Source organism: Streptosporangium sp. NPDC002721, from assembly GCF_042888905.1.
GTDB lineage: Bacteria > Actinomycetota > Actinomycetes > Streptosporangiales > Streptosporangiaceae > Streptosporangium.
Window position 1 is genome coordinate 18,059 of record NZ_JBIAQI010000007.1, and the last position, 21,313, is coordinate 39,371.

Genomic DNA, 21,313 nt, shown 5'->3' on the forward strand with positions numbered 1-21,313 from the left:
GTTCTCCACCTCATGACCCACCCTCGCGTTCTGGTGCTGATCGGAGCGGGCAGCGCGGTGTTCACCCGCGGCCTGCTCGCCGACCTCATCTCGGCCGACGACCTCGGCGCCTGGGAGATCCGCCTCGTCGACGTCAACGAGGAGGCGCTCTCCGTCGCGACCAGGCTCGCCGAGCTGATGATCGAGGCGCGCGGCGCCCACGACAAGATCACCGTGCGTTCCTCGACCGACCGGCGGGACCTGCTGCCGGGCGCCGACTACGTGGTGACCTGCGTCGGCGTGGGCGGCCGCCCGGCCTGGCAGGCCGACCACGAGATCTGCGTGGAGCACGGCGTCTTCCAGCCGGTCGGCGACTCGGTCATGCCCGGCGGCATCTCCCGCCTGCTGCGCACGGTGCCGGTGATGGTGGAGATCGCCCGCGACATCCGGGCGCTGGCGCCGCGGGCGCACTTCTTCAACTACAGCAACCCGATGACGGCCAACGTCATGGCCATGACGAAGTACGCCGGTGTCGAGGTCGTCGGCCTGTGCCACGGCATGCACCACGTGCAGCGGGAGCTCGCGGCGTTCGCCGGGCTGCCGTTCGAGGAGACCTCGACGCTGTACGCCGGGATCAACCACCTCACATTCATCTACGACTTCCGGCACGCCGGCGCCGACGCCTGGCCCGGCGTGCGCGAGCGCGTCGACCGGGAGCTGGCGGTGCCCGCCGAGCCGGGGGACATCGGCTCGATCTGGGAGAACGGGAAGGCGTGGCACAACCCGTTCTCCTGGGAGATCTTCCGGCGCTACGGCGCCTACCCTGCCGCCAACGACCGTCACGTGCTGGAGTTCTTCCCCGAGCGCTGGGCCGGTGGCGACTACTACGGCAAGAAGCTCGGCGTGGACGCCTTCTCGGTCTCGGAGATCCTGGAGTGGGGCGAGCAGCGCTACCTGTCGATGCGCGCCCAGGCCATGGGTGAGGCGCCGCTCGACGAAACGATCTTCGAGCGGTCCACCGGCGAGCAGGAGCAGCTCATCGCGATCATCCGCTCCATCGTCTTCGACCGGCGCGAGATGTTCTCGGTGAACGTCCCCAACCGGGGCGCGCTGCCCGGCCTGCCCGACGACGCCGCCCTGGAGATCCCGGGGGTGGCCACCGCCCGCGGCCTGCGCCCGGTGTCGGTCCCCGACCTGTCGGCCCCGCTCACCGCGATCCTCGCCCGGCGGCTGTCCTCGGTCTACCTCGGTGTCGAGGCGGCGATGACCGGCGACCGCGACCTCGCGGTGGAGGCCGTGATCGCCGACGGCGCGGTGACCGACTCCCGCGCGGCGGCCGAGCTGACCGACGCGCTCCTCACCGCCCAGAAACGCTTCCTGCCCGCCTTCGCCTGACGCCCGTCGTCCGGTCCGCGGCGCTTCCCCCGCCCCGAGCTTTACCGGAAATCCCGGCGCGGATCGCGCCACGGACCTCGGCCGGGAACCCCGCCGGGGACCTTACCGGCTGTCCCGCGAAGCCCTCCCCGGGAGCCCCACCGGCGACCCCGCCGGGAACCGGGGCTCCGGCGATCGTGCCGGAGCCCCGGCCCACCATGCCCGAATTAGGAGAATCACGTGCGTATCGCCCGTATCCAACGCGCCGACGGTGCCGTGTTCGCCGCGCGGATCGACGGTGACCTGGCCGTGCCCGTCGCGGCCGAGGCGCCCCGGTTCATGGCCGACGCGGTGCGCGACCTCATCGCCGACGGCGCCGACCCGTCCGTCCTGGCCCCGGTCGCCGACCCGCTGCCCCTGTCCGAGGTCACGCTGCTCAGCCCGCTCGCGGCCCCCCAGAAGATCGTCTGCATCGGTCTCAACTACGCCGACCACATCCGTGAGACCGGCCTCGACACGCCCGAGCGCGTGCTCTCCTTCGTGAAGACCGCGCACACCCTCGTGGGGCCGTACGAGGACGTGGTGGTCCCCCAGGGGGCGACCGCGCAGCTCGACTGGGAGGCCGAGCTGGCCGTGGTGATCGGCAAGCCCGCGCGGGACGTCGGCGCCGCCGAGGCCATGGACCACGTCTTCGGATACACCATCGTCAACGACGTGTCGGCCCGCGACGCGCAGTTCGCCGACGGCCAGTGGTTCAGGGGCAAGAACTTCGACGGCTTCTGCCCGATCGGGCCGTGGATCACCACCCCCGGCGAGGTCGCCGACCCGCACGCGCTGGCGATCTCCGCGCGGGTCGGCGGCGAGACAGTCCAGGACAGCTCGACCGGAGAGATGATCTTCAAGATCCCCGAGATCATCTCCTACCTGTCGCGCTACATGACGCTCAACCCCGGCGACGTCATCGCCACCGGCACCCCGTACGGCGTGGGCATGGGCCGCACCCCGCAGCTCTGGCTCGGGGACGGCGACGTGGTGGAGGTCGAGGTCGAGGGTCTCGGCACGCTGCGCAACACGGTGAGGTTCGCGTGAGCGAGGCCCGCGTCAGCCGGTGGGGGCTCCCGGCGATCGACTTCCACTGCCACTTCCCCGGCGAGGAGCCCACCCAGGACCGCCTCGACGCCGAGTACGAGCACGTCTGCGGCCCGGCCAAGCTCTCGCGGCTGCGGCAGAACGCCGCCGGCTACCACGAGCGGGTCCGCCGCGCCCGCACCCTCCCGCCCACCGGCCCCGAGACCCGTTCCACCGAGGAGGTCGCCGCCGCCTGGCGCGCGGAGGCCGACGCGGCGGGCCTGGAGCGCGTGGTGTTCATGAGCGGCGGGGGCAACGACCGCCTGGCCGGGGTCGTCGCCGCCCATCCGGGCCGCTTCCTCGGCTTCGCCAACCACCAGCCCTGCTCCCCCGGCGCCGCCGCCGAGTTGCGCCGCGCGGCGACGGAGCTGGGGCTGTCGGGCTACAAGGTCATCGCGCCGTGGGTGACCGTCCCGCTCGCCGACCGGTCGCTCTGGCCGGTATGGGAGGTCTGCGAGGAGTACGGCCTGCCCGTGGTGACGCACTTCGGGCCGGTCAACGGCGGCGGCGGGATGGGCCACGCCCCCAACATGGACCCGACCGCGCTGCACGACGTGGCCAAGGCCTTCCCCACGGTCGACTTCGTGGTCGCCCACTTCGGCTGCGGCTACCCCGGGGAGCTGCTCCGCCTGGGCTGGGCCAACGCCAACGTGCACGTCGACACCTCCAGCAACCAGGAGTGGACCCGCTGGATGCCGTACGAGCTCACGGTGAAGGACCTGTTCCGGCGCTTCCACGAGACGTTCGGTCCCGAGCGGATCGTCTTCGGCACCGACTCGTGCGACTTCCCGTGGGGATACATCACGCAGTACGCCGACGAGCAGGTGCGCGTGATGGACGAGCTGAACCTCTCGCCCGACGACCGGCAACTGATCATGGCGGGTAACGCCGCCCGGCTGCTCGGCCTCGACCTGCCCGGCGTGGCCACCGGCAGAAAGGACGCGGCATGAACACAGGCACAGGCACAGGCAGCGGCACCGACACGACCGTGAACACCGGCACGGACATCCCCGTGAACACCGGCACGGACATCCCCGTGAACACCGGCACGGGCATCGCCGACGACCCCGACCGCGCGCCCGCGCGCTCCCACCTGTACGCCATGGGCCTGACCGACGAGGAGATGCGCCGCCCGGTCGTGGGCATCGCCTCCACCTGGACCGGCACCATGCCGTGCAACCTCACCCACCGCGAGCTGGCGGCGCACGTCGCCGAGGGCGTGCGGCGGGCCGGGGGCACCCCGATGGAGTTCAACACGATCGCGGTCTCCGACAACCTCACCATGGGCACGCCGGGCATGCGGGCCTCGCTGGTGAGCCGGGAGGTGATCGCCGACTCGATCGAGCTGATGGGACGCGCCCACGGCTTCGACGCGCTGGTCTGCGTCGTGGGCTGCGACAAGACCGTCCCCGCGGCGATCATGGCGATCGCCCGGCTGGACGTGCCGTCCGTGGTCCTCTACAGCGGCAGCATGATGCCCGGCCGCTGGCGCGACCGGGACGTCACCATCCAGGACATGTGGGAGGCGCTCGGCGAGCGGGCGGTGGGCCGCATGTCCGCCGAGGACGTCGACGACCTCGCGCGGCACGCGTGTCCCGGCGCCGGCACCTGCGCCGCCCAGTACACCGCGAACACCATGGCGGGCATCGCCGACTTCCTCGGCCTGGCGCCGTTCGGCATCGGTGACATCCCCGCCGTCGCGGAGGAGAAGAACGAGGCGGCCCGGCGCGCCGGGGAGATCGCCATGGGCGCGCTCGCCCGGGGCGCCCGGCCGTCCACGGTGCTGTCGGAGGGCGCGCTGCACAACGCGCTCGTCGCGGTCGCCGCGATGGGCGGCTCGACGAACGCGGTGCTGCACCTGCTGGCGATCGCCCGCGAGGCGGGCCTGCCGCTGCGGATCGACGACATCGGGGAGGTCTGCCGCCGGGTGCCGATCGTGGCCGGTCTCAAGCCCAGCGGCTCGCACACCGCCGCCGACCTGTGGCGGGCGGGCGGCACCGCGCTGGTGGCACGGCGGCTGCGCGAGGCCGGGCTGCTGCGCGAGGACGTCACCCTGGTCGACGGCCGCACCCTGGCCCAGGTGGCCGAGGACGCCGTCGAGACGCCGGGCCAGCGGGTGGTCACCACCGTGGCCGAGCCGGTCAAGGGCCCGGGGGCGCTCGCGATCCTGCGCGGCTCGCTCGCCCCGGACGGCTGCGTCCTCAAGCTCGGCGGCCGCCCCGACTTCCGCCGGGAGGGCCCGGCCCGGGTGTTCGACTCCGAGGAGGAGTGCTTCGCCGCGATCCAGGAGGGCCTGATCGTCCCCGGCGACGTGGTCATCGTCCGCTACGAGGGGCCGGCCGGCGGTCCCGGGATGCGGGAGATGCTCTCGATCACCGGGGCGCTCGTCGGGCAGGGGCTGGGCGACTCGGTCGCCCTGGTCACCGACGGCCGCTTCAGCGGCGTCTCCCACGGCCTGGTCATCGGGCACGTCGCCCCGGAGGCGCACCACGGCGGGCCGATCGCGCTGGTCCGTGACGGCGACACCGTCGTCGTCGACTCCGCCGCGAACCGGCTCGACCTGGAAGTCGGCGACGAGGAGCTGGCCCGCAGGCGGGCCGCCTGGCGCCGCCCGGACCGCGTCGTGGAGCGCGGGGTGCTGGCCAAGTACGCCGCCGTCGTCGGGTCGGCCTCCGACGGTGCGGTGACCTGCTGATTGGATACAGTCCAGAGGCACCGCGACAGGGGGAACCGACATGAGGGACGGCGACATCCTCGCCCACATCAACGAGTTGATCGCCGAGGAGCGGGAGCTCCGGGCGAAGCTGGGCTCGCACTCGATCTCCTCCCACGAGGAGAACAACCGGATCAAGCAGCTGGAGGAGGCCCTCGACCAGGCCTGGGACCTGCTCAGGCAGCGCCGGGCGCGCCGCGAGTTCGGCGAGGACCCCGACTCGGCGGCCCCCCGCCCGATCGACGAGGTCGAGGACTACCGTCAGTGACCGCCCGCCCCGGAGGTTCCCTCCGGGAGGTCGTGGGCTGACCGCGCCGCCTCGCACCGCTCCTCGTCACCTCCACCTGCCCGCGGCACGACCTGGCCGCCGCACCGGGACTCACCCGCCGCGCGCTCCGGCCGGAGACGGAGACCCGGCGGGGGTCGAAGATCCGGCCGGGGTCGGGCTCGGGGACAGGGACGAAGAAGGAGACGGGGAAGGGGAAGGGCTCGGCTCCGGGGAGACAGGGTCGGCCTCCCCGGCCGGACGGCCCTCGCAGCGCGGGTCGGCCGGGGCCCGCTGCGAGACCGGGGCGAGCCAGGAGATCACGCTGTGCTCGACGTACCAGCCGTGCAGGTTCACCCACGTCCTGGGCACCTCGCCGGGGTCGGGGCAGAGCACCTTCGACTGCAGCCGGTCGTTCCGGATGAACTCCACGACCCCGTCACGCTTCAGGACGGTGGTCATCTGGTCGTCGCTGGCGACCATGTAGCCCACGACCACCTCCGCGGACCTCTCCTCGACCGGCTTCTCCAGGGTGATCTGCATGGCGACCAGCGGCAGGATCGGCGCCCTCATCACGACCACGCCGACCAGGAACGGCGTGAACACCGCCATCCCGATCGCGATGCCGTGGGTCAGCACCCTGGCGGGCGCCTCGGGCACCGGGCCGGTGAGCAGCGCCGCGAACACCGGGGGCAGCGTCAGCAGGATCGCGGTCGCCATGTCCCGCGCGGTGAACGCGGAGACGATGGCCGGCCACAGCAGGACGTACGACAGCACGGCGGCGATCACCGGCAGCGCGTAGCAGAACGTGGTCCGCAGCTCCTCGTGGTCGGGGAACCGTTCGCGCACGGTCAGCCCGAGCAGGGCCAGTGACAGCATCGCCAGCGTCGGCAGGAAGCGCAGCTGCCAGGTGCACACGCCCATCGCGACGGCGAGGACCACCACCCAGCCGGGCAGCCGCTGGGCGCTGTGCACCAGCCACGAGGAGCGGCCCGTGCTGATCCAGTGGAGGGTGCCGAGGAGCCTGCCGCCGACCACGACGACGGGCAGCACCCACACCGTGGTCAGCAGGACCGCGCTCAGCAGGCCCAGCGGGCTGATGGTCTGCACGAGCAGGAGCAGCGTCTGGGTGTCCTGCTTGCTGGCGTACCACAGCCGCATCACCAGCAGGACGATCGGGAACACCGGCAGCAGCGTGAGGAACCACTCCTGGTTCCTCGGCGCGTCCCTCACCCGCGCGCCGGGTTTCAAGGGATCGGGCCTCAAGGGATCGGGCCTCAAGGGGCGGAGGGGCAATCCTGGACGGGGAGGGTCCGCTCCCACGGCCAGCGGCGCACCTCTGGAGGAAGCGCGCACGGCTGCCGCGCCTGCGCCACGTCCACCCCCGGGTTCGCCGCCAGCAACGGCCGGATGTGCTTCTCGTACGCCTCCTCCCACTCCTTGTTGTCCGGATCGGCGTAGGAGCGGTAGAGGGCGAGGTCGACCAGGGTGCGCAGCGCGCCGTTGGAACCCGCGTTGACCGCCCACATCTCCGTCTTCTCCAGCGCGATGTCGTGGTGGCGCAGCTTCCTTCCCGGTTCCGCGACGAACCCGGCCAGCAGGGCCGCGTCGGTGGTCACCGCGTCGGCCGCCCGGTTGGCCGGCAGGCCGTCCGCGAGGCGGTCGACGCACTTGCTGATCAGGAGCTCCGCGATGGGATCGACCTTGATCGCCTTCTTCAGCTCGACCAGGGAGGTCGAGGCGCCGAGCGAGCAGACCCTCTCGCCCTCGAGCTGCCCCAGGGAGGCGACGTTGTCGTCGGGGTAGTCGGCCCTGGTCACCACCGACTGCTCGGTGTAGAGGTAGGGCGTCGAGAAGCCGACGGAGGGGTCGGTCCTGCGCTCGGGCGTCACGCTGAAGGTCGCCACCACGAGGTCGACCTTGACGAACGCGCCGTCCGTGTCGCGCGCCTGCATGCGCGCCCTGTCCTCGCTCTCGATGGACAGGAAGTCGACCTGGTCGGGCCGGAAGCCCAGATCCGCCGCGATCATGTACGCGATGTCGATGTCGAAGCCGTTGAACCCGGTCTCCCCCGGCTTGCGCAGCGCGATGCCCGGGGTGTCCTCCTTCACGCCGACCAGGAGCCTGTCCTTGTTGAGGAGCCCCGCCTTCTCCCGCAGCTCGGCCTCGGTGGGAGGCCCGCTCACCCACGCGACGGACACCCCGACCACGACCGCGGCGAGGACCAGCGCGATCCAGGCGGCCAGCCGGAAGCGGCGGAACCGGCGGCGGCGGGGCGGGCCCGACGGTCCGGGCGGACCGGTCGGCCCGGACCGTCCGGACGGCCTGGGCGGGCTTACCGGCGCTCCGGGGTGGGCGTCCTCGGAACGCGGATCGCGGTCGTACCGGTCGTCGTCCCACCGGTCGCGCTCGTACCGGTTGTCGGACCGCCCGTCAGGGTCGTACCGGTCGTCGTCCCGGCGATCGCGCTCGTATCGCCCGTCGGGGTCGTACCGGTCGTACCGGTCGTCCCGGCGATCGCGCTCGTACGGCCCGTGGGACGGCCGCCCGCGCCCGCGCCTGTCGTCCCCCGGCCGATCGCGCTCGGACCGCTCGTCGGGGTCGTATCGGTCATCGTCCCGGCGGTCGCGCTCGGACCGGTCGCGCTCGTGCTGCTCGCCGGATCGCCGGTAGGACGCGTCACCGGCCGGGCCTCCGGTCTCCGCACGAGACTCCTCGCGAGGAGAGCCGGTCTCACGGGAGGAGCCGGTCTCCCTGCGGGAAGACCGGCCTCGCCGTTCGGGAGACTCGGGAGCCTTCGGAGACTCGGAAGTCTCCGGAGGGGAGGACACCCCCTCCGGCCGCTTCTCACCGTCCGCAGGTTCCTTCGCCATGACACCCCCGGACTCCGCTTTTCTGGGCAGGCTATGTCGTCATCACCCACGGCGGGAGCCCCTTCATCAAGAAGTGATCAAATGCCGCCTTCTTGATATGAAAAGTCCGATTCGGAGCTTTAAGGGTCATACAGCAAGAAGGTGGTGAATTTCCTCCCCACGCAGCTCTTCGGCCGCCCCCGAGTGGACGACGTGCCCGGCGTCGAGGATGAGGAAGCGATCGGCGAGCCGGAGCGCCAGGTCCAGGTACTGCTCGACCAGCAGGAGCGACAGCCCCGTGGCGTGCAGCCGCTCGATCGCCTCCTCGATCTCGATGATGATCGACGGCTGGATGCCCTCGGTGGGCTCGTCGAGGATGAGCAGCTTGGGACGGGTGACCAGGGCGCGGGCGATGGCGAGCTGCTGTTGCTGCCCTCCGGACAGGAACCCGGCACGCCGCTTGAGCAGCGGCTTCAACCGCGGGAAGGTCTCCAGGGCCTCCTCCAGCGCCTCCTGCGGCCCCTTGGCGGCCTCCAGCGTGACCTGGAGGTTGCCGAGCACGCTGAGCTGCGGGAAGGTCTCGTGCCCCTGGGGGACGTACGCCATGCCGAGCCGGACCCGCTCGTGGGGCGGCAGGCGCGTCACGTCGCGCCCCTCGAAGGTGACCGTCCCCGCGGTAGCGGGCAGCACGCCCATCACCGTGTTGAGCAGGGTGGTCTTGCCCACCCCGTTGCGGCCCATCACGCACATCAGCTGGCCGGGCTCCACCTCCAGGGATACCCCGAAGAGCACCCGGGCCCGGCCGTACCCGGCGTCAAGTTCCCGTACCGACAGCATCGCTGCGCTTCCTTCCGAGATAGACCTCCTGCACGCGAGGGTCGTCGCGGACCTCGTCGACCGATCCCTCGATCAGCACCTTGCCCTCGTGCAGGACGGTGACCTGCGAGGCGTACCTGCGCAGGAACTCCATGTCATGTTCGATCACGATCACCGTGTGGTCGGTCGCCACGGACGTCAGCAGCTCGCCGGTGCGCTCCCGCTCGTCCTTGGACATCCCGGCCACCGGCTCGTCCAGCAGGAGCAGCTTGGGGCGCTGGGTGAGCAGCATGCCGATCTCCAGCCACTGCCGTTGCCCGTGGGAGAGGACCCCCGCGGGCCGGTCGGCCAGCTCCCTCAGGCCGGTGGTCTCCAGCGCCTCGGCGACGGCGTCGGAGACGCCCCGCCTGCGCCGGGCCAGCGACCAGAGCGGGCGGCGGAAGGAGGCCGCCAGGTCGAGGTTCTCCAGGACGGTGAGCTCCTCGAAGACCACCGAGGTCTGGAAGGTCCGCCCGACGCCGAGCCGGACGATCTGGTGCTCCCGCCGGCCGGCCAGGCTGTGCCCGTCGAAGACGACCTCGCCGGTGGTCGGCCGGGTGAGGCCGGTGATGACGTCGACGAGCGTGGTCTTGCCCGCCCCGTTGGGGCCGATCAGGAAGCGTAGCTCCCCCTTCTCCACCGTCAGGTCGATGCCGTCGATGGCGCGGAAGCCGTCGAAGACCACCGACAACCCGCGTACCTCGATCATCGGGCTCATCCCACCTCCTCCATGACTCTCGTACCGGGAGCCTCCGCGGGCGGCGGCGGTTCGGGGTCCGTACGGCGCCCCGGCCTCCTCGCCCAGGCGTCGCGCGCGGACGCCGCCACGCCGAGGATCCCCTTGGGGGCCAGGGTCATGACGAGGATGAACAGCGCGCCCTGCAGGTAGAGCCAGCCGTCGGCGAACTGCTCGCTGAACGACGTCTTGGCGTACCCCATCACAACCGCGCCGAGGATCGCCCCGGCCAGCGCGAACCTGCCGCCCACCGCGACCGCGACGACGAGTTCGAGGGAGGGCACCACGCCCAGCAGCGCGGGCGAGATGATGCCGACCACGGGCACGAACATGGCCCCCGCGAGCCCGGCCATGCCCGCCGACAGCGCGAACGTGACGGTCTTGACCCTGGCCGGGTCGTACCCGAGGAACCTGACGCGGTCCTCGCCGTCCCTGACGGCGACGAGCAGCCGTCCGAAGCGGCTGTTGACCAGCTGGCGGGCGCCGAGATAGAGCAGCCCGGTGACGATCGCGACCGCGAAGTACAGGCCGCGCTGGGTCGAGTCGGCCGCCAGGTCCTGGCCGAACAGGTCGTAGAAGTTGGTGAGGCCGTTGGTGCCGCCGGTCAGGCCCTGCTGGCCGACGAGCAGGATGACGAACGCGGCGGCGAGCGCCTGGGTGAGGATCGCGAAGTACGCGCCGCGCACCCGCTGCCTGAACACCAGCAGGCCCAGCACCGTGGCGATCAGCATCGGCCCGGCGACGACCATGACCAGCGCGAACACCGGGTTGGCGAACGGTTTCCACAGGGCGGGCAGCTGCTCGACCCCGCTCCACACCATGAAGTCGGGCAGGTCGCCCTGGGCGTCCACCAGCTTCAGGTGCATGGCCATGGCGTAGCCGCCGAGCCCGAAGAACACTCCCTGGCCCAGGACGAGCATGCCGCCCTGCCCCCAGGCCAGCCCGATGCCCAGGGCGATGATCGCGAAGCAGAGATACTTGGCCAGCAGGCCGAGGCGGAAGGGCTCCAGCAGCAGCGGCGCGACCACCAGGGCCAGCACCGCCACCACCGCGAAGACCCCGGGCCCCCTGAGGCGTGCGAGATTCATGTCAGAGCCCTCGATCGGAGTACGAACAGCCCCTGCGGCCGGAACTGGAGGAAGGCGATGATCGCGGCGAACACGATGACCTTCGCCAGGCTCGCGTCGCTCCAGAACTCCGCGTAGGAGTTGAGCAGGCCGAGCCCCGCGGCGGCGATGACGGCGCCGCGCAGCTGGCCGAGCCCCCCGGCGACGACCACCAGGAAGGCGTCGACGATGTAGTAGGTGCCGAGGGCGGGCCCGACGGGGCCGATGAGGGTGAGGGCCACGCCGGCGACCCCGGCCAGACCCGAGCCGATGAAGAAGGTGCGCTGGTCCACGTGCGCGGTGTTGATGCCGCTCACCGCGGCCAGCTGCCGGTTCTGCATCACCGCCTGCATCCGCCGCCCCTGGCCGGTGCGGTTCATGTACGCCCAGATGCCGACGACGGTCGCGATGGCCAGGCCGAAGATGAACAGCCGGTTGTACGGCAGGGAGGCGATGCCGCCCTGCAGCCAGGTGGGCGCCTGGACCTGCACGTTGGGCGCCCCGAACAGGTCGCGGGCGAGCTGCTGCAATACGAGGCTGACGCCCCAGGTGAGCAGCAGGGTGTCGAGCGGGCGTCCGTAGAAGTGCCGGATCGCGGTCCGTTCCAGGATGAGCCCCATCAGCCCGGCCACCAGGAAGGCGACGGGCAGCGCGACGATCACGGCCATCCGGCCGGTGAGGTCCTGGAGCAGGTAGGCGGTGTACGCGCCCGCCATGATGAACTCGCCGTGGGCCATGTTGATCACGCCCATCTGGCCGAACGTGAACGTCAGGCCGAGGGCGATGAGAAGCAGTACGGCGCCGATGGACAGGCCGATCGGGAGCTGGTTGAGAAACGCCTCCACCGAAGGTCCCCTTCCTACGAGTGTGTGGCTCCGGAGCGGGCCGTGCCGCATTGTGGGTGCGTCACGGTGCTGCCCGTGATCTGGTCACGGCCCGGTCCGGAGCCGGTCCGAGAGGGGTCAGCCGTCCGCCAGGCCGCTCGCCCAGGGGTAGCCCTTGAGGTAGGGGTCGGGCTTGATCGGCTCGCCGGAGTTCCAGACCTCCTTGATGAGGCCGTCGGGCTGGATCACGCCGATCCTGGCCGTCTTGTACATGTGCTGGTTCTCGCCGTCGATGGTGACCAGGCCCTCGGGACGCTCCAGGGCGATGCCCCCGGCGGCCTTCCTCACGGCCTCGACCTCGACGGACCCGGCCTTCTTGACGGCCTCGGCCCAGAGGTAGACGGCGTTGTAGCCGGCCTCCATCGGGTCGGAGGTCACCTTGTCGGCGCCGTACTTGGCCTTGAACGCGGCGACGAACTTCTCGTTGGCCGGGTTCTCGGTGGTCTGGTAGTAGTTCCAGGCGACGGGGTGCCCGGCGATGTTGTCGACGCCGATGCCCTTGACCTCCTCCTCGGCGACGCTCACCGACAGGACGGGCATCTCCTCGGCGGTGACCCCGGCGCTGTTGAGCTGCTTGAAGAAGGCGACGTTGCTGTCACCGTTGAGGGTGTTGAAGACGGCGTCCGGCTTGGCCTGGACGACCTTGTTGGTCAGCGTGCTGTACTCGGTGTGGCCGAGCGGGGTGTACTCCTCGCCGAGGATCTCCATCCCGTTCGCCGCCGCGTACGCCTTGATGATCTTGTTGGCGGTACGCGGGAAGACGTAGTCGCTGCCGACCAGGAAGATCTTCTTCTTGCCCTGCTCCTTGAGGTAGTCGAGGCCGGGGATGATCTGCTGGTTGGTGGTCGCGCCGGTGTAGAAGATGTACGGCGAGCTCTCCAGGCCCTCGTACTGGACCGGATACCACAGCAGGGCCTTGCTCCGCTCGAACACCGGCAGCATCGCCTTGCGGCTGGCGGAGGTCCACCCGCCGAAGGTGGTGGCGACCTTGTCCTGGCGGATGAGCTTGGTGGCCTTCTCCGCGAAGGTGGGCCAGTCGGACGCGCCGTCCTCCACGACGGGGATCAGCTTCTTGCCGAGCACGCCTCCCGCGGCGTTGATCTCCTCGATGGCGAGCAGCTCCGAGTCCCTGACGGTGACCTCGCTGATGGCCATGGTGCCGCTGAGCGAGTGCAGGATGCCGACCTTGATGCCGTCCTCACCGCCTCCGGCGGAGGCCGCGTCCGTGCCCGCAGGGGCCTCGCCTCCGCAGGCGGCCAGCGCCGCGGCCAGCGCCACGACGGCGACTCCGGAGCGCCATGCTGTGTTCCTCAATGACTTTCCTCCTTGCCGGTACGGCCCCCGCACCGATCTATCTGCCGTCAAGGTGACTGAGTGAGGTTTCCCGCCTAGTTCGCGATTGTTAATTGCGCTTTACCGGGATTTCACCGCCGTGACAGGACATGGCTCCGCGCAAACCAGACCCCTTTTATCCCGACAAATCACCAAATTTCGTGACATCCGTTCTGGGATGTGTCGGCACACCCGAGGAAAAGAGCGCCCCGACAAGCACTTTTCTCCCGTTCGCACCACTCGCGGCACCTGGAAACCGGCACGACATCGACGTGCAACATCATGGAAACCGCCGGTTCCTATGGTCCGGGAATGCGGCTCACACCACACGAGCAGGAACGCCTGCTCATCCACGTCGCCGCCGGTGTCGCCCGCGACCGCAGGTCACGGGGCCTCCGGCTCAACCACCCCGAGGCCACCGCGATCATCGCGTCCTTCCTCATGGAGGGGGCCAGGGACGGGCGCACCGTCGCCGAGCTGATGGACGCGGGCCGCGAGGTGCTGTCCCGTGACGACGTCATGGAGGGCGTGCCGGAGATGCTGTCGTCGGTCCAGATCGAGGCCACCTTCCCCGACGGCACCAAACTCGTCACCGTCCACCACCCCATCCCGTGAGAACCCGCCGCACCCAGGAACGGTGAACGCCGATGACACCCGGTGAGATCCAGTACGGCGACACGCCCGTCCCGCTCAACCCGGGCCGCGAGCGCGTCACCGTCCGCGTCGTCAACACCGCCGACCGGCCGATCCAGGTCGGCTCGCACTACCACTTCGCCGCGTGCAACCCCGGCCTGGAGTTCGACCGTCAGGCCGCCTGGGGCACCCGGCTCGACGTCCCGGCCGGCACCGCGGTGCGCTTCGAGCCCGGCGTGGAGCGCGACGTCACCCTCGTGCCGATCGGCGGGCTGCGGATCGTGCCCGGCCTCCGTCCCGAGTGGGCCGGACCTCTCGACGGGAGCCCCCGTGTTCGTTGAACGATCCCGCTACGCCGCGCTCTACGGCCCCACCACCGGCGACCGGATCAGGCTGGCCGACACCGACCTGTTCGTCGAGGTCACCGAGGACCTGTCGATGGGCCCCTCGGGAGCGGGCGACGAGGCCGTCTTCGGCGGCGGCAAGGTCATCAGGGAGTCGATGGGCCAGGCCAGGACCACCAGGGCCGAGGGCTCGCCCGACCTGGTGATCACCGGCGCGGTGATCCTCGACCACTGGGGCGTGGTCAAGGCCGACATCGGGATCAGGGACGGCCGCATCGTCGCCCTCGGCAAGGCCGGGAACCCCGACACCATGGACGGCGTCCACCCCGACCTGGTCATCGGTCCCTCGACCGAGATCCTCGCGGGCAACGGGAAGATCCTGACCGCCGGGGCGATCGACTCCCACGTCCACCTGATCTGCCCGCAGATCCTCGACGAGGCCCTCTCCGCCGGGGTGACCACGATCGTGGGCGGCGGCACCGGGCCCGCCGAGGGCACCAAGGCCACCACCGTCACCGGTACCTGGTACCTCGCCCGGATGCTGGAGTCGCTCGACTCCTACCCGATCAACGTCGCACTGCTCGGCAAGGGCAACACGGTCAGCCGCGAGGGCCTGCTCGAACAGCTCCGCGCCGGGGCCTCGGGGTTCAAGCTGCACGAGGACTGGGGCACCACCCCCGCCGCCATCGACGCCTGCCTCTCGGTCGCCGACGCCACCGGCACCCAGGTCACCATCCACACCGACACCCTCAACGAGGCCGGGTTCGTGGAGTCGACGCTGGCGGCGATCGGCGACCGGATGATCCACGCGTACCACACCGAGGGAGCGGGGGGCGGCCACGCGCCGGACATCATCAAGGTCGCCTCCTACGGCAACATCCTGCCGTCCTCGACCAACCCGACCCGCCCGCACACCGTCAACACGCTCGACGAGCACCTCGACATGCTGATGGTCTGCCACCACCTCAACCCGTCCATCCCCGAGGACCTGGCGTTCGCCGAGTCCCGGATCCGGCCGTCCACGATGGCGGCCGAGGACATCCTGCACGACATGGGCGCGATCTCGATGATCGGCTCGGACTCCCAGGCGATGGGACGGGTGGGCGAGACGATCATCCGTACCTGGCAGACCGCGCACGTGATGAAGCGCCGCCGGGGCGCGCTGCCCGGCGACGGCCCGGCCGACAACCTCCGCGCCCGGCGCTACGTCGCCAAGTACACGATCTGCCCGGCCGTCGCCCACGGCCTGGACGGCGAGGTCGGCTCGGTGGAGCCCGGCAAGCTGGCCGACCTGGTCCTGTGGGACCCGGCCTTCTTCGGCGTCAAACCGGACCTGGTGGTCAAGGGCGGGGTCATCGCGTACGCCCAGATGGGCGACGCCAACGCCTCCATCCCGACCCCGCAGCCGGTGATGCCGCGCCCGATGTTCGGCGCCGCCCCGGTCACCGCCGCCGCCACCTCCGTCCACTTCGTCGCCCCCCTCGCGATCGAGGACGGCCTCGCCGACCGCCTGGCCGTACGCAGGCGCCTGCTGCCGGTGGCCGACGTCCGCCGCAGGGGCAAGGAGAGCATGCCGCTCAACGACGCGATGCCCTGGATCGACGTGCACCCCGACACCTTCGCCGTCAGCGTCGACGGCGAGGTGATCGAACCCGCCCCCGCCGAGACCCTGCCCATGACCCAGCGCTACTTCCTGTTCTGACCGCCGCCCGACCGGCCGTTCCGACCGGTTCTCGGCCGACCACCGCGCCGTCCCACGCCTTGTCCGGCAGGTCCCGCCCGGAACCGGTCCCGTCCAACCTCGTCCCGTCCAGCAGGTCCCGCCCGGAGCCGGTCCAGGCCAGAGCAGGCCCCGCCCAGCCGACCTCGTCCAGAGCCGGTCCCATCCGGAGCCGGTCCCGTCCAGCCGAAAGGAGACCCGTAGCGCATGAACGCCGCGTTGCTGCTCCTGGCCGACTCCCGGCTGCCCGCCGGGGGGCACGGCCATTCCGGGGGCGCCGAGGAGGCGGTCAGGATCGGCGCGATCCGCGACCTTCCCGGTCTCGCCGCCTTCCTGCGGGGCCGCCTGGCCACCGCGGGCCTGGTGACGGCCGCCCTCGCCGCCGCGGCCTGCGAGCTCGGAGCGGCCCACCTCTCCGCGAACCTCCCGCCCCCGTCGAGCGCCCCACCGGCGGAGGCTCCCGCACGGGCGAACGACGTCATCCCCGCGAACGGCACCGCTCCCGCTCCCACACACGCTTCCGCGAACGGCACCGCTCCCGCACACAGTCCCGCCCCCGCCCCCACGCCCACTCCCGCGAACGGCTCGTCCTCCCGCCCGGAGACGAGCCGTTCCGACCGTTCCGAGTGGGTACGGCTGGACGCGGAGGCCGACGCGAGGATCTCCTCCCCCGCCCAGCGGGAGGCGAGCCGCACGCAGGGCAGGCTGCTGCTGCGGACCTCGCGCAGGATCTGGCCCTCCCCGGTGCTCGACACGCTGGCCGGGGCCGTGTCCCAGGGCGCCCACCACCCGCTCGCGCTCGGCGCGGTGGCGGCCGTGGCGGGCTGTTCCCCCGCCGAGGCCGCCCTCGCGGCGGCGTACACCTCCGTCACCGGACCCGCCACGGCGGCGGTGCGGCTGCTGGGCCTCGACCCGGTCGCCGTCCACCGCCTGCTCGCCGACCTCGCCCCGGCCCTGGAAAGGGTCGCGGCCACCGTCCCCACCGGGAAGGCCCCGCACTCGCGGGAACCATGGGAGTCACACGAGTCGCGGGAATCGTGGGAGTCGTGGGAGTCGTGGGAGTCGTGGGAATCACTGCCCGCGCACGCCGCCCCCGCGCTCGACCTGCTCGCCGAACAGCACATCCGCGCAGATCTGAGGCTTTTCGTCTCCTGACGACCCTGACGACCCTGACGACCATCTGGAAGGACGGTGACCCCCATGGGCGCCAACCACGACGACCACCACCACGCCGCCGACCCCCACGGACGAGCGCTGCGCCTGGGCATCGGAGGGCCCGTCGGCAGCGGCAAGACCGCGCTGACCGCGGCCCTGTGCCGGACGCTCGGCTCCTCGATGCGCCTGGGCGTGGTGACCAACGACATCTACACCACCGAGGACGCCGACTTCCTGCGCAGGGCGGGCGTGCTCGACCCGGAGCGCATCGTCGCCGTGCAGACCGGGTGCTGCCCGCACACCGCCATCCGCGACGACATCGCGGCCAACCTCGACGCGGTGGAGACCCTGGAGGAACGGTTCGGCCCGCTCGACCTGGTGATCGTCGAGAGCGGCGGGGACAACCTCACCGCGACCTTCAGCAGGGGCCTGGCCGACCGGCAGATCTTCGTGCTGGACGTCTCTGGCGGCGACAAGGTCCCGCGCAAGGGCGGCCCCGGCGTGACGACGGCCGACCTGCTCGTGATCAACAAGACCGACCTGGCCCCGATGGTCGGCGCGGACCTCACGGTCATGTCGCGCGACGCGGCGGCCGTACGTGAGGGCAGGCCCGTGCTGTTCACCTCGATCAGGGAGGACCCGAGCGCGCACGCGGTCTCCGACTGGGTCACCGGCCTGGTCTCCTCCTGGGCCCACGAGCACTCCAACGCCTGATCCCATGCCCGCCACCGACCCCGCCCCTGCCCCCGTGCCCGTCCACGACGACTCCCCCGCGCTTACCCGGTCCGTACGACCGAGGCCGGTCGGGCGGCGGTCGATGAGGGCGCGGGCGGCGATCGTCACCCGGCGGGACCCCGGCGGCCGGACCGTCCTCGCCACGATGCGGTCCGGCCCGCCGCTCACGCTGCGGGCGACCGCGCCGGGCCGGGTGCACCTGGTGTCCACCGCGGCGGGCCCGCTGGGCGGCGACGACCTGGCCCTCGACGTCGAGGTGGCGCCCGGTACCGCGCTGGAGGTGCGATCGGTGGCGAGCACGCTGGTGCTGCCCGGCTCCACGGGGGCCGAGTCGGTGATGACGATCACCGCCAGGGTCGGCGCGGGCGCCTCGCTGCGGTTCGCGCCCGAACCGACGGTGCTCGCGGCCGGCTGCCAGCACCGCATGGTCGTCCGGCTGGACCTGGCGGAGGACGCGCGGGTGTTCTGGCGCGAGGAGATCGTCTTCGGCCGGTACGGCGAGCGGCCCGGACGGTGCCACTCGCGCTTCGACGCCGTCCTCGACGGGACGCCGCTGCTCCGCCAGGAGTTCGTGGTGGGCGACCCCCTGATCGACGGCAGCCCGGCCGTCTACGGCGACGCCCGCGGCGTGGGCAGCACCCTGCTCACCGGGCGGGCGCCGGAGACGGTGGTCGGGGACGGCTGGGCCGTCCTTCCCCTGGCCGGCCCCGGCACCCTGGTCTCCGCGCTCGGCCGCGACGCCGTCGAGCTGCGGCGGCGGCTCCGGGACGGAGAGGAGGCGACCACCCTTGAGGGGACGGGCCCTCGGCCGCAGAACCACCCCTGAGGCGGGCCGGGCCGTCAGTCGTAGAAACCCAGGCGGCGGAGCTGCTTGGGATCGCGCTGCCAGTCCTTGGCGACGCTGATGCGCAGGTCGAGGTAGACACGGGTGCCGAGGAGCGCCTCGATCTGCTGGCGGGCCCGGCTGCCGACGTCCTTGAGCCGGGAGCCCTTGTGCCCGATCACGATGGCCTTCTGGGACGGGCGCTCGACGAACATGTGCGCGTAGATGTCGAGGAGGTCGTCGCGCCCCTCCCTGGGCATCATCTCGTCGACGACGACCGCGATCGAGTGCGGCAGCTCGTCGCGTACGCCCTCCAGGGCCGCCTCGCGGATCAGCTCGCCCACCAGCACCTGCTCGGGCTCGTCGGTGAGCTGACCGCCCTCGTACAGCGGCGGGCTCTCCGGGAGGCGCCGGACCAGCACGTCGGCCAGCACGTCGAGCTGCTCGCCCGACTGAGCGGAGACCGGGACGATGTCGTCGAACTCGGCTAGCTGGGAGATCGCGAGCAGCTGTGCGGCGATCTGCTCGCGGGTCGCCAGGTCGCACTTGGTCACCACGGCGACCACCGGGGTCTTCTTGACGCCCGCGAGCTTCTCCGCGATGAACCGGTCGCCCTTGCCGATGGGCTCGTTGGCGGGCACGCAGAAGCCGATCACGTCGACCTCGGTGAGGGTGGAGAGCACCAGGCTGTCCAGCCGCTCGCCCAGGAGCGTGCGGGGCCGGTGCAGACCCGGCGTGTCGACGATGACGAGCTGGGAGTCGGGGCGGTGCACGATGCCGCGGATGGCCCGGCGGGTCGTCTGGGGCTTGGAAGAGGTGATCGCCACCTTCGTGCCGACCAACGCGTTCATCAGCGTGGACTTGCCGACGTTGGGCCGGCCGACGAAGCAGGCGAAACCGGCATGGAAATCAGCAGCTGAGGAACTCACGTCAACCATTGTCGCCGATAACGGGCTCAGCTCTGACGCGGTGTCCCGTCGGGACCGGCTACGAGCACGGTCTCGCCGCCCAGATCGCGGACCGCCCGGGTGTCGGCGTCGGAGGGGCCGTCGCCCGCCGTGACCAGCGCGGCGGCCTCCAGCGACTCCGCCCCGCTGGACACGGCCATCGCCACGGCGACCTGGAGCGCCGACAGGGTCAGTGACGGCAGCGCCACATTGGTCGCCGAGTAGGTCCGGCCGGTCTCGTCCCGCACGGCGGCCCCCTCGGCGGCACCGTTGCGGGCACGGGCGGAACGGGCCAGCACGATGATCTTCTTGTCCTCGGGATCGAGGGTCGCGTCACTCACGGCACAAGGGTATTCAGCCCCCGGCCCCCACGGCGACCCGGCCTCGCCCATGCGGCGACCCTCTTCGGCCGGAGGCACCCCTGCGGCCTCGCCCGTACGGCGCCTCCCTCCGAGCGAAGGCACCCGGCGGCCTCGTCCCGGCGCTGCCCGCCCAAGGCGGTGCCCCGGCGGCCCCGCCCGGCCCGCGCCTCCTCAAGACGGTGTCCCGCCGGACCTCCGCCCCCCTCACGCGCCGACCTCACCGACCTCGCCAACCTTGTCGACCTCTTCGACCAGCAGCCGGGCCAGCTGCCCGGTACGTGTGGCGTCGACGTCCCTCACCCCGGCGTGCACCAGCGAGATCAGGGTGTGACCGCTGAGGGCGAACACCAGGTGGATCTCGTACGGGTATCCGTTCAGCCTGCCGTTCAGCCGCCTGGCCTGCACCCCGTCGCCGATCCAGCCCAGGTCCAGGTCGGAGACCCTGAGGGCGGTGCCGCGCCCCGCGACGGGGGCCCGCGCGACCGGGCAGCCGCCCAGCGCCTCGGTGAGCTCGCCGAAGTGGAGCGCGGCGTCGTCGCCTCCGTAGGAGGCGAGGCCGAACCCGGCCAGTTCCCCGACCCCGTCGCCCTGGTAGGTCACGGCGGCCCGCGCTCCCAGCGCCCGTTTCGGCGGCCTGCCCCCGGCGGCGTCGAGGACGAGCCGGCAGTCCTCGTCGACGGGCTGGAACGGGACGCGCCAGCCGTCACGCGGGCGGGCCGAGAACCCGTCCGGCAGGTCCCGCGCCTCGTTGAGCACCCCTCGCAGCCGGCTCAGCTCCGCGGCGCGGTCCACGGCGCCGTCGGACCCCGCCTCATCGCCGCATCCGGTCGAAAAAATCGATATAAGCCCACATAACACCGCAAAAACGACAAAACTCGTTCCCCGCGCCATGAGCATTCCCCCGATGTCATGAGCGAGGCGTCCCGTCCCCGCCGACTCGCTTTCTTCCCCGTCGGCAAAAGCGGCAATCATTCAATAAACGCCTAAGGGTGTCCTCAACCGCATTTCACGGTCGAGAACACCCTTGAGCGAGTGACGCAGAACAGCCTCGGAGCCCTGCGTGACTCTGTCTCCCCCTGAAGCCGGTCCCTCGCACCGCGAACCCCTCCGGGCGCCGGGACCTTCTCCACCGGCTCCCGCGCGACCAGGTGCCGTGAGAGAAGCATCGCGCGCCCCGCTTGCAGGAGGCTTGCGGACGGCTTGGGAACCGATCGCCTGCCAGGATCACCCACCCGCCGCCCGCCCCGAGCCGCCCACCGGGATCGCCCGCTCAGATCGTCCAGCCGAGGTCATCCCTTGAGTCACCGGCCGGAATCGGCCACCGGATCGCCCACCCGGCTCCGCCCGCGCCGGGCACATCCCGGGCCAGG

Annotated in this window: 21 protein-coding genes; 11 read left to right on the plus strand and 10 right to left on the minus strand. The window is 71.6% G+C overall.

From position 1 onward, the window contains the following. The first annotated feature begins 12 nt into the window (after positions 1-12). The 5 genes from ACFYWM_RS10850 to ACFYWM_RS10870 all read left to right on the plus strand — a co-directional run bounded on the left by ACFYWM_RS10850 (position 13) and on the right by ACFYWM_RS10870 (position 5,462). A complete protein-coding gene (locus ACFYWM_RS10850) occupies positions 13-1,374 on the plus strand; it encodes a hypothetical protein (protein ID WP_389911980.1) in 1,362 nt (453 codons plus the stop codon). Positions 1,375-1,593: 219 nt separating this feature from the next. Next, positions 1,594-2,442, plus strand: a complete 849-nt coding sequence (locus tag ACFYWM_RS10855) for a fumarylacetoacetate hydrolase family protein (protein WP_389911983.1) — start codon at positions 1,594-1,596, stop codon at positions 2,440-2,442. Further along, the gene (locus ACFYWM_RS10860) at positions 2,439-3,431 is read left to right on the plus strand and encodes an amidohydrolase family protein (RefSeq protein ID WP_389911986.1); all 993 of its coding nucleotides are present in this window, start codon (positions 2,439-2,441) and stop codon (positions 3,429-3,431) included. Before ACFYWM_RS10855 ends, ACFYWM_RS10860 begins: the two co-directional genes overlap by 4 nt. Continuing rightward, positions 3,428-5,176 carry a dihydroxy-acid dehydratase gene (gene ilvD / locus ACFYWM_RS10865; protein ID WP_389911989.1) on the plus strand — a complete coding sequence of 583 codons (1,749 nt, stop codon included), beginning with the start codon at positions 3,428-3,430 and terminating at the stop codon, positions 5,174-5,176. Before ACFYWM_RS10860 ends, ilvD begins: the two co-directional genes overlap by 4 nt. A gap of 40 nt (positions 5,177-5,216) precedes the next feature. Next, positions 5,217-5,462 (plus strand): DUF2630 family protein, encoded by a 246-nt coding sequence (locus ACFYWM_RS10870; RefSeq protein ID WP_362677304.1) that lies wholly within the window; start codon positions 5,217-5,219, stop codon positions 5,460-5,462. Positions 5,463-5,573: 111 nt separating this feature from the next. Here the strand turns inward: ACFYWM_RS10870 and ACFYWM_RS10875 are convergent, their stop codons facing one another. From ACFYWM_RS10875 to urtA, 7 genes are all read right to left on the minus strand, one after another. Further along, the gene (locus ACFYWM_RS10875; protein ID WP_389911993.1) at positions 5,574-6,692 is read right to left on the minus strand and encodes a hypothetical protein; all 1,119 of its coding nucleotides are present in this window, start codon (positions 6,690-6,692) and stop codon (positions 5,574-5,576) included. 44 nt (positions 6,693-6,736) lie between these two features. Further along, positions 6,737-8,332: a transporter substrate-binding domain-containing protein gene (locus ACFYWM_RS10880; RefSeq protein ID WP_389911996.1), complete on the minus strand. Its 1,596-nt coding sequence runs from the start codon at positions 8,330-8,332 to the stop codon at positions 6,737-6,739. Positions 8,333-8,458: 126 nt separating this feature from the next. After that, positions 8,459-9,148: an urea ABC transporter ATP-binding subunit UrtE gene (gene urtE, locus ACFYWM_RS10885; RefSeq protein WP_389911998.1), complete on the minus strand. Its 690-nt coding sequence runs from the start codon at positions 9,146-9,148 to the stop codon at positions 8,459-8,461. Continuing rightward, positions 9,126-9,884: an urea ABC transporter ATP-binding protein UrtD gene (gene urtD, locus ACFYWM_RS10890; protein WP_389912001.1), complete on the minus strand. Its 759-nt coding sequence runs from the start codon at positions 9,882-9,884 to the stop codon at positions 9,126-9,128. The genes urtE and urtD overlap by 23 nt, the downstream gene beginning before the upstream one ends. Continuing rightward, positions 9,881-10,990 carry an urea ABC transporter permease subunit UrtC gene (urtC, locus tag ACFYWM_RS10895; protein ID WP_389912004.1) on the minus strand — a complete coding sequence of 370 codons (1,110 nt, stop codon included), beginning with the start codon at positions 10,988-10,990 and terminating at the stop codon, positions 9,881-9,883. Before urtC ends, urtD begins: the two co-directional genes overlap by 4 nt. Further along, positions 10,987-11,853 carry an urea ABC transporter permease subunit UrtB gene (gene urtB / locus ACFYWM_RS10900; RefSeq protein WP_389912007.1) on the minus strand — a complete coding sequence of 289 codons (867 nt, stop codon included), beginning with the start codon at positions 11,851-11,853 and terminating at the stop codon, positions 10,987-10,989. The genes urtC and urtB overlap by 4 nt, the downstream gene beginning before the upstream one ends. 117 nt (positions 11,854-11,970) lie before the next feature. Beyond that, on the minus strand, positions 11,971-13,206 hold the full coding sequence (gene urtA / locus ACFYWM_RS10905; protein WP_389912009.1) for an urea ABC transporter substrate-binding protein: 1,236 nt from the start codon (positions 13,204-13,206) through the stop codon (positions 11,971-11,973). A gap of 330 nt (positions 13,207-13,536) precedes the next feature. On the opposite strand from urtA, the gene ACFYWM_RS10910 reads away from it, so the two are divergent. From ACFYWM_RS10910 to ACFYWM_RS10935, 6 genes are all read left to right on the plus strand, one after another. Then, entirely contained in the window at positions 13,537-13,839 is a 303-nt protein-coding gene (locus ACFYWM_RS10910) for an urease subunit gamma (RefSeq protein ID WP_389912012.1), read from the plus strand. 32 nt (positions 13,840-13,871) lie between these two features. Next, positions 13,872-14,198: an urease subunit beta gene (locus tag ACFYWM_RS10915; RefSeq protein ID WP_389912014.1), complete on the plus strand. Its 327-nt coding sequence runs from the start codon at positions 13,872-13,874 to the stop codon at positions 14,196-14,198. After that, positions 14,188-15,903: an urease subunit alpha gene (locus ACFYWM_RS10920; RefSeq protein WP_389912017.1), complete on the plus strand. Its 1,716-nt coding sequence runs from the start codon at positions 14,188-14,190 to the stop codon at positions 15,901-15,903. The genes ACFYWM_RS10915 and ACFYWM_RS10920 overlap by 11 nt, the downstream gene beginning before the upstream one ends. Positions 15,904-16,128: 225 nt before the next feature. Then, positions 16,129-17,076 (plus strand): urease accessory protein UreF, encoded by a 948-nt coding sequence (locus tag ACFYWM_RS10925; protein WP_389912020.1) that lies wholly within the window; start codon positions 16,129-16,131, stop codon positions 17,074-17,076. 45 nt (positions 17,077-17,121) lie between these two features. After that, positions 17,122-17,790: an urease accessory protein UreG gene (gene ureG / locus ACFYWM_RS10930; RefSeq protein WP_389912022.1), complete on the plus strand. Its 669-nt coding sequence runs from the start codon at positions 17,122-17,124 to the stop codon at positions 17,788-17,790. Between the two features lie 103 nt (positions 17,791-17,893). Next, the gene (locus ACFYWM_RS10935) at positions 17,894-18,637 is read left to right on the plus strand and encodes an urease accessory protein UreD (protein ID WP_389912024.1); all 744 of its coding nucleotides are present in this window, start codon (positions 17,894-17,896) and stop codon (positions 18,635-18,637) included. Positions 18,638-18,651: 14 nt separating this feature from the next. Here the strand turns inward: ACFYWM_RS10935 and era are convergent, their stop codons facing one another. The 3 genes from era to ACFYWM_RS10950 form a co-directional block, all read right to left on the minus strand. After that, entirely contained in the window at positions 18,652-19,572 is a 921-nt protein-coding gene (era, locus tag ACFYWM_RS10940; protein WP_389912026.1) for a GTPase Era, read from the minus strand. Between the two features lie 17 nt (positions 19,573-19,589). Next, positions 19,590-19,922, minus strand: coding sequence for a cytidine deaminase (locus ACFYWM_RS10945; RefSeq protein WP_329092017.1), 333 nt, complete (start codon positions 19,920-19,922; stop codon positions 19,590-19,592). Between the two features lie 225 nt (positions 19,923-20,147). Then, on the minus strand, positions 20,148-20,735 hold the full coding sequence (locus ACFYWM_RS10950) for a hypothetical protein (RefSeq protein WP_389912029.1): 588 nt from the start codon (positions 20,733-20,735) through the stop codon (positions 20,148-20,150). Positions 20,736-21,313: the final 578 nt, after the last annotated feature.

Excerpts from the sequence above, each read along its gene's own strand:
- ACFYWM_RS10850 (WP_389911980.1), top strand. The coding sequence starts at position 13 with ATGACCCACCCTCGCGTTCTGGTGCTGATCGGAGCGGGCAGCGCGGTG.
- ilvD (WP_389911989.1), top strand. The coding sequence starts at position 3,428 with ATGAACACAGGCACAGGCACAGGCAGCGGCACCGACACGACCGTGAAC.
- ACFYWM_RS10870 (WP_362677304.1), top strand. The coding sequence starts at position 5,217 with ATGAGGGACGGCGACATCCTCGCCCACATCAACGAGTTGATCGCCGAG.
- ACFYWM_RS10880 (WP_389911996.1), bottom strand. The coding sequence starts at position 8,332 with ATGGCGAAGGAACCTGCGGACGGTGAGAAGCGGCCGGAGGGGGTGTCC.
- urtE (WP_389911998.1), bottom strand. The coding sequence starts at position 9,148 with ATGCTGTCGGTACGGGAACTTGACGCCGGGTACGGCCGGGCCCGGGTG.
- urtD (WP_389912001.1), bottom strand. The coding sequence starts at position 9,884 with ATGAGCCCGATGATCGAGGTACGCGGGTTGTCGGTGGTCTTCGACGGC.
- urtC (WP_389912004.1), bottom strand. The coding sequence starts at position 10,990 with ATGAATCTCGCACGCCTCAGGGGGCCCGGGGTCTTCGCGGTGGTGGCG.
- ACFYWM_RS10910 (WP_389912012.1), top strand. The coding sequence starts at position 13,537 with ATGCGGCTCACACCACACGAGCAGGAACGCCTGCTCATCCACGTCGCC.
- ACFYWM_RS10915 (WP_389912014.1), top strand. The coding sequence starts at position 13,872 with ATGACACCCGGTGAGATCCAGTACGGCGACACGCCCGTCCCGCTCAAC.
- ACFYWM_RS10925 (WP_389912020.1), top strand. The coding sequence starts at position 16,129 with ATGAACGCCGCGTTGCTGCTCCTGGCCGACTCCCGGCTGCCCGCCGGG.
- ureG (WP_389912022.1), top strand. The coding sequence starts at position 17,122 with ATGGGCGCCAACCACGACGACCACCACCACGCCGCCGACCCCCACGGA.
- ACFYWM_RS10935 (WP_389912024.1), top strand. The coding sequence starts at position 17,894 with ATGAGGGCGCGGGCGGCGATCGTCACCCGGCGGGACCCCGGCGGCCGG.
- era (WP_389912026.1), bottom strand. The coding sequence starts at position 19,572 with ATGGTTGACGTGAGTTCCTCAGCTGCTGATTTCCATGCCGGTTTCGCC.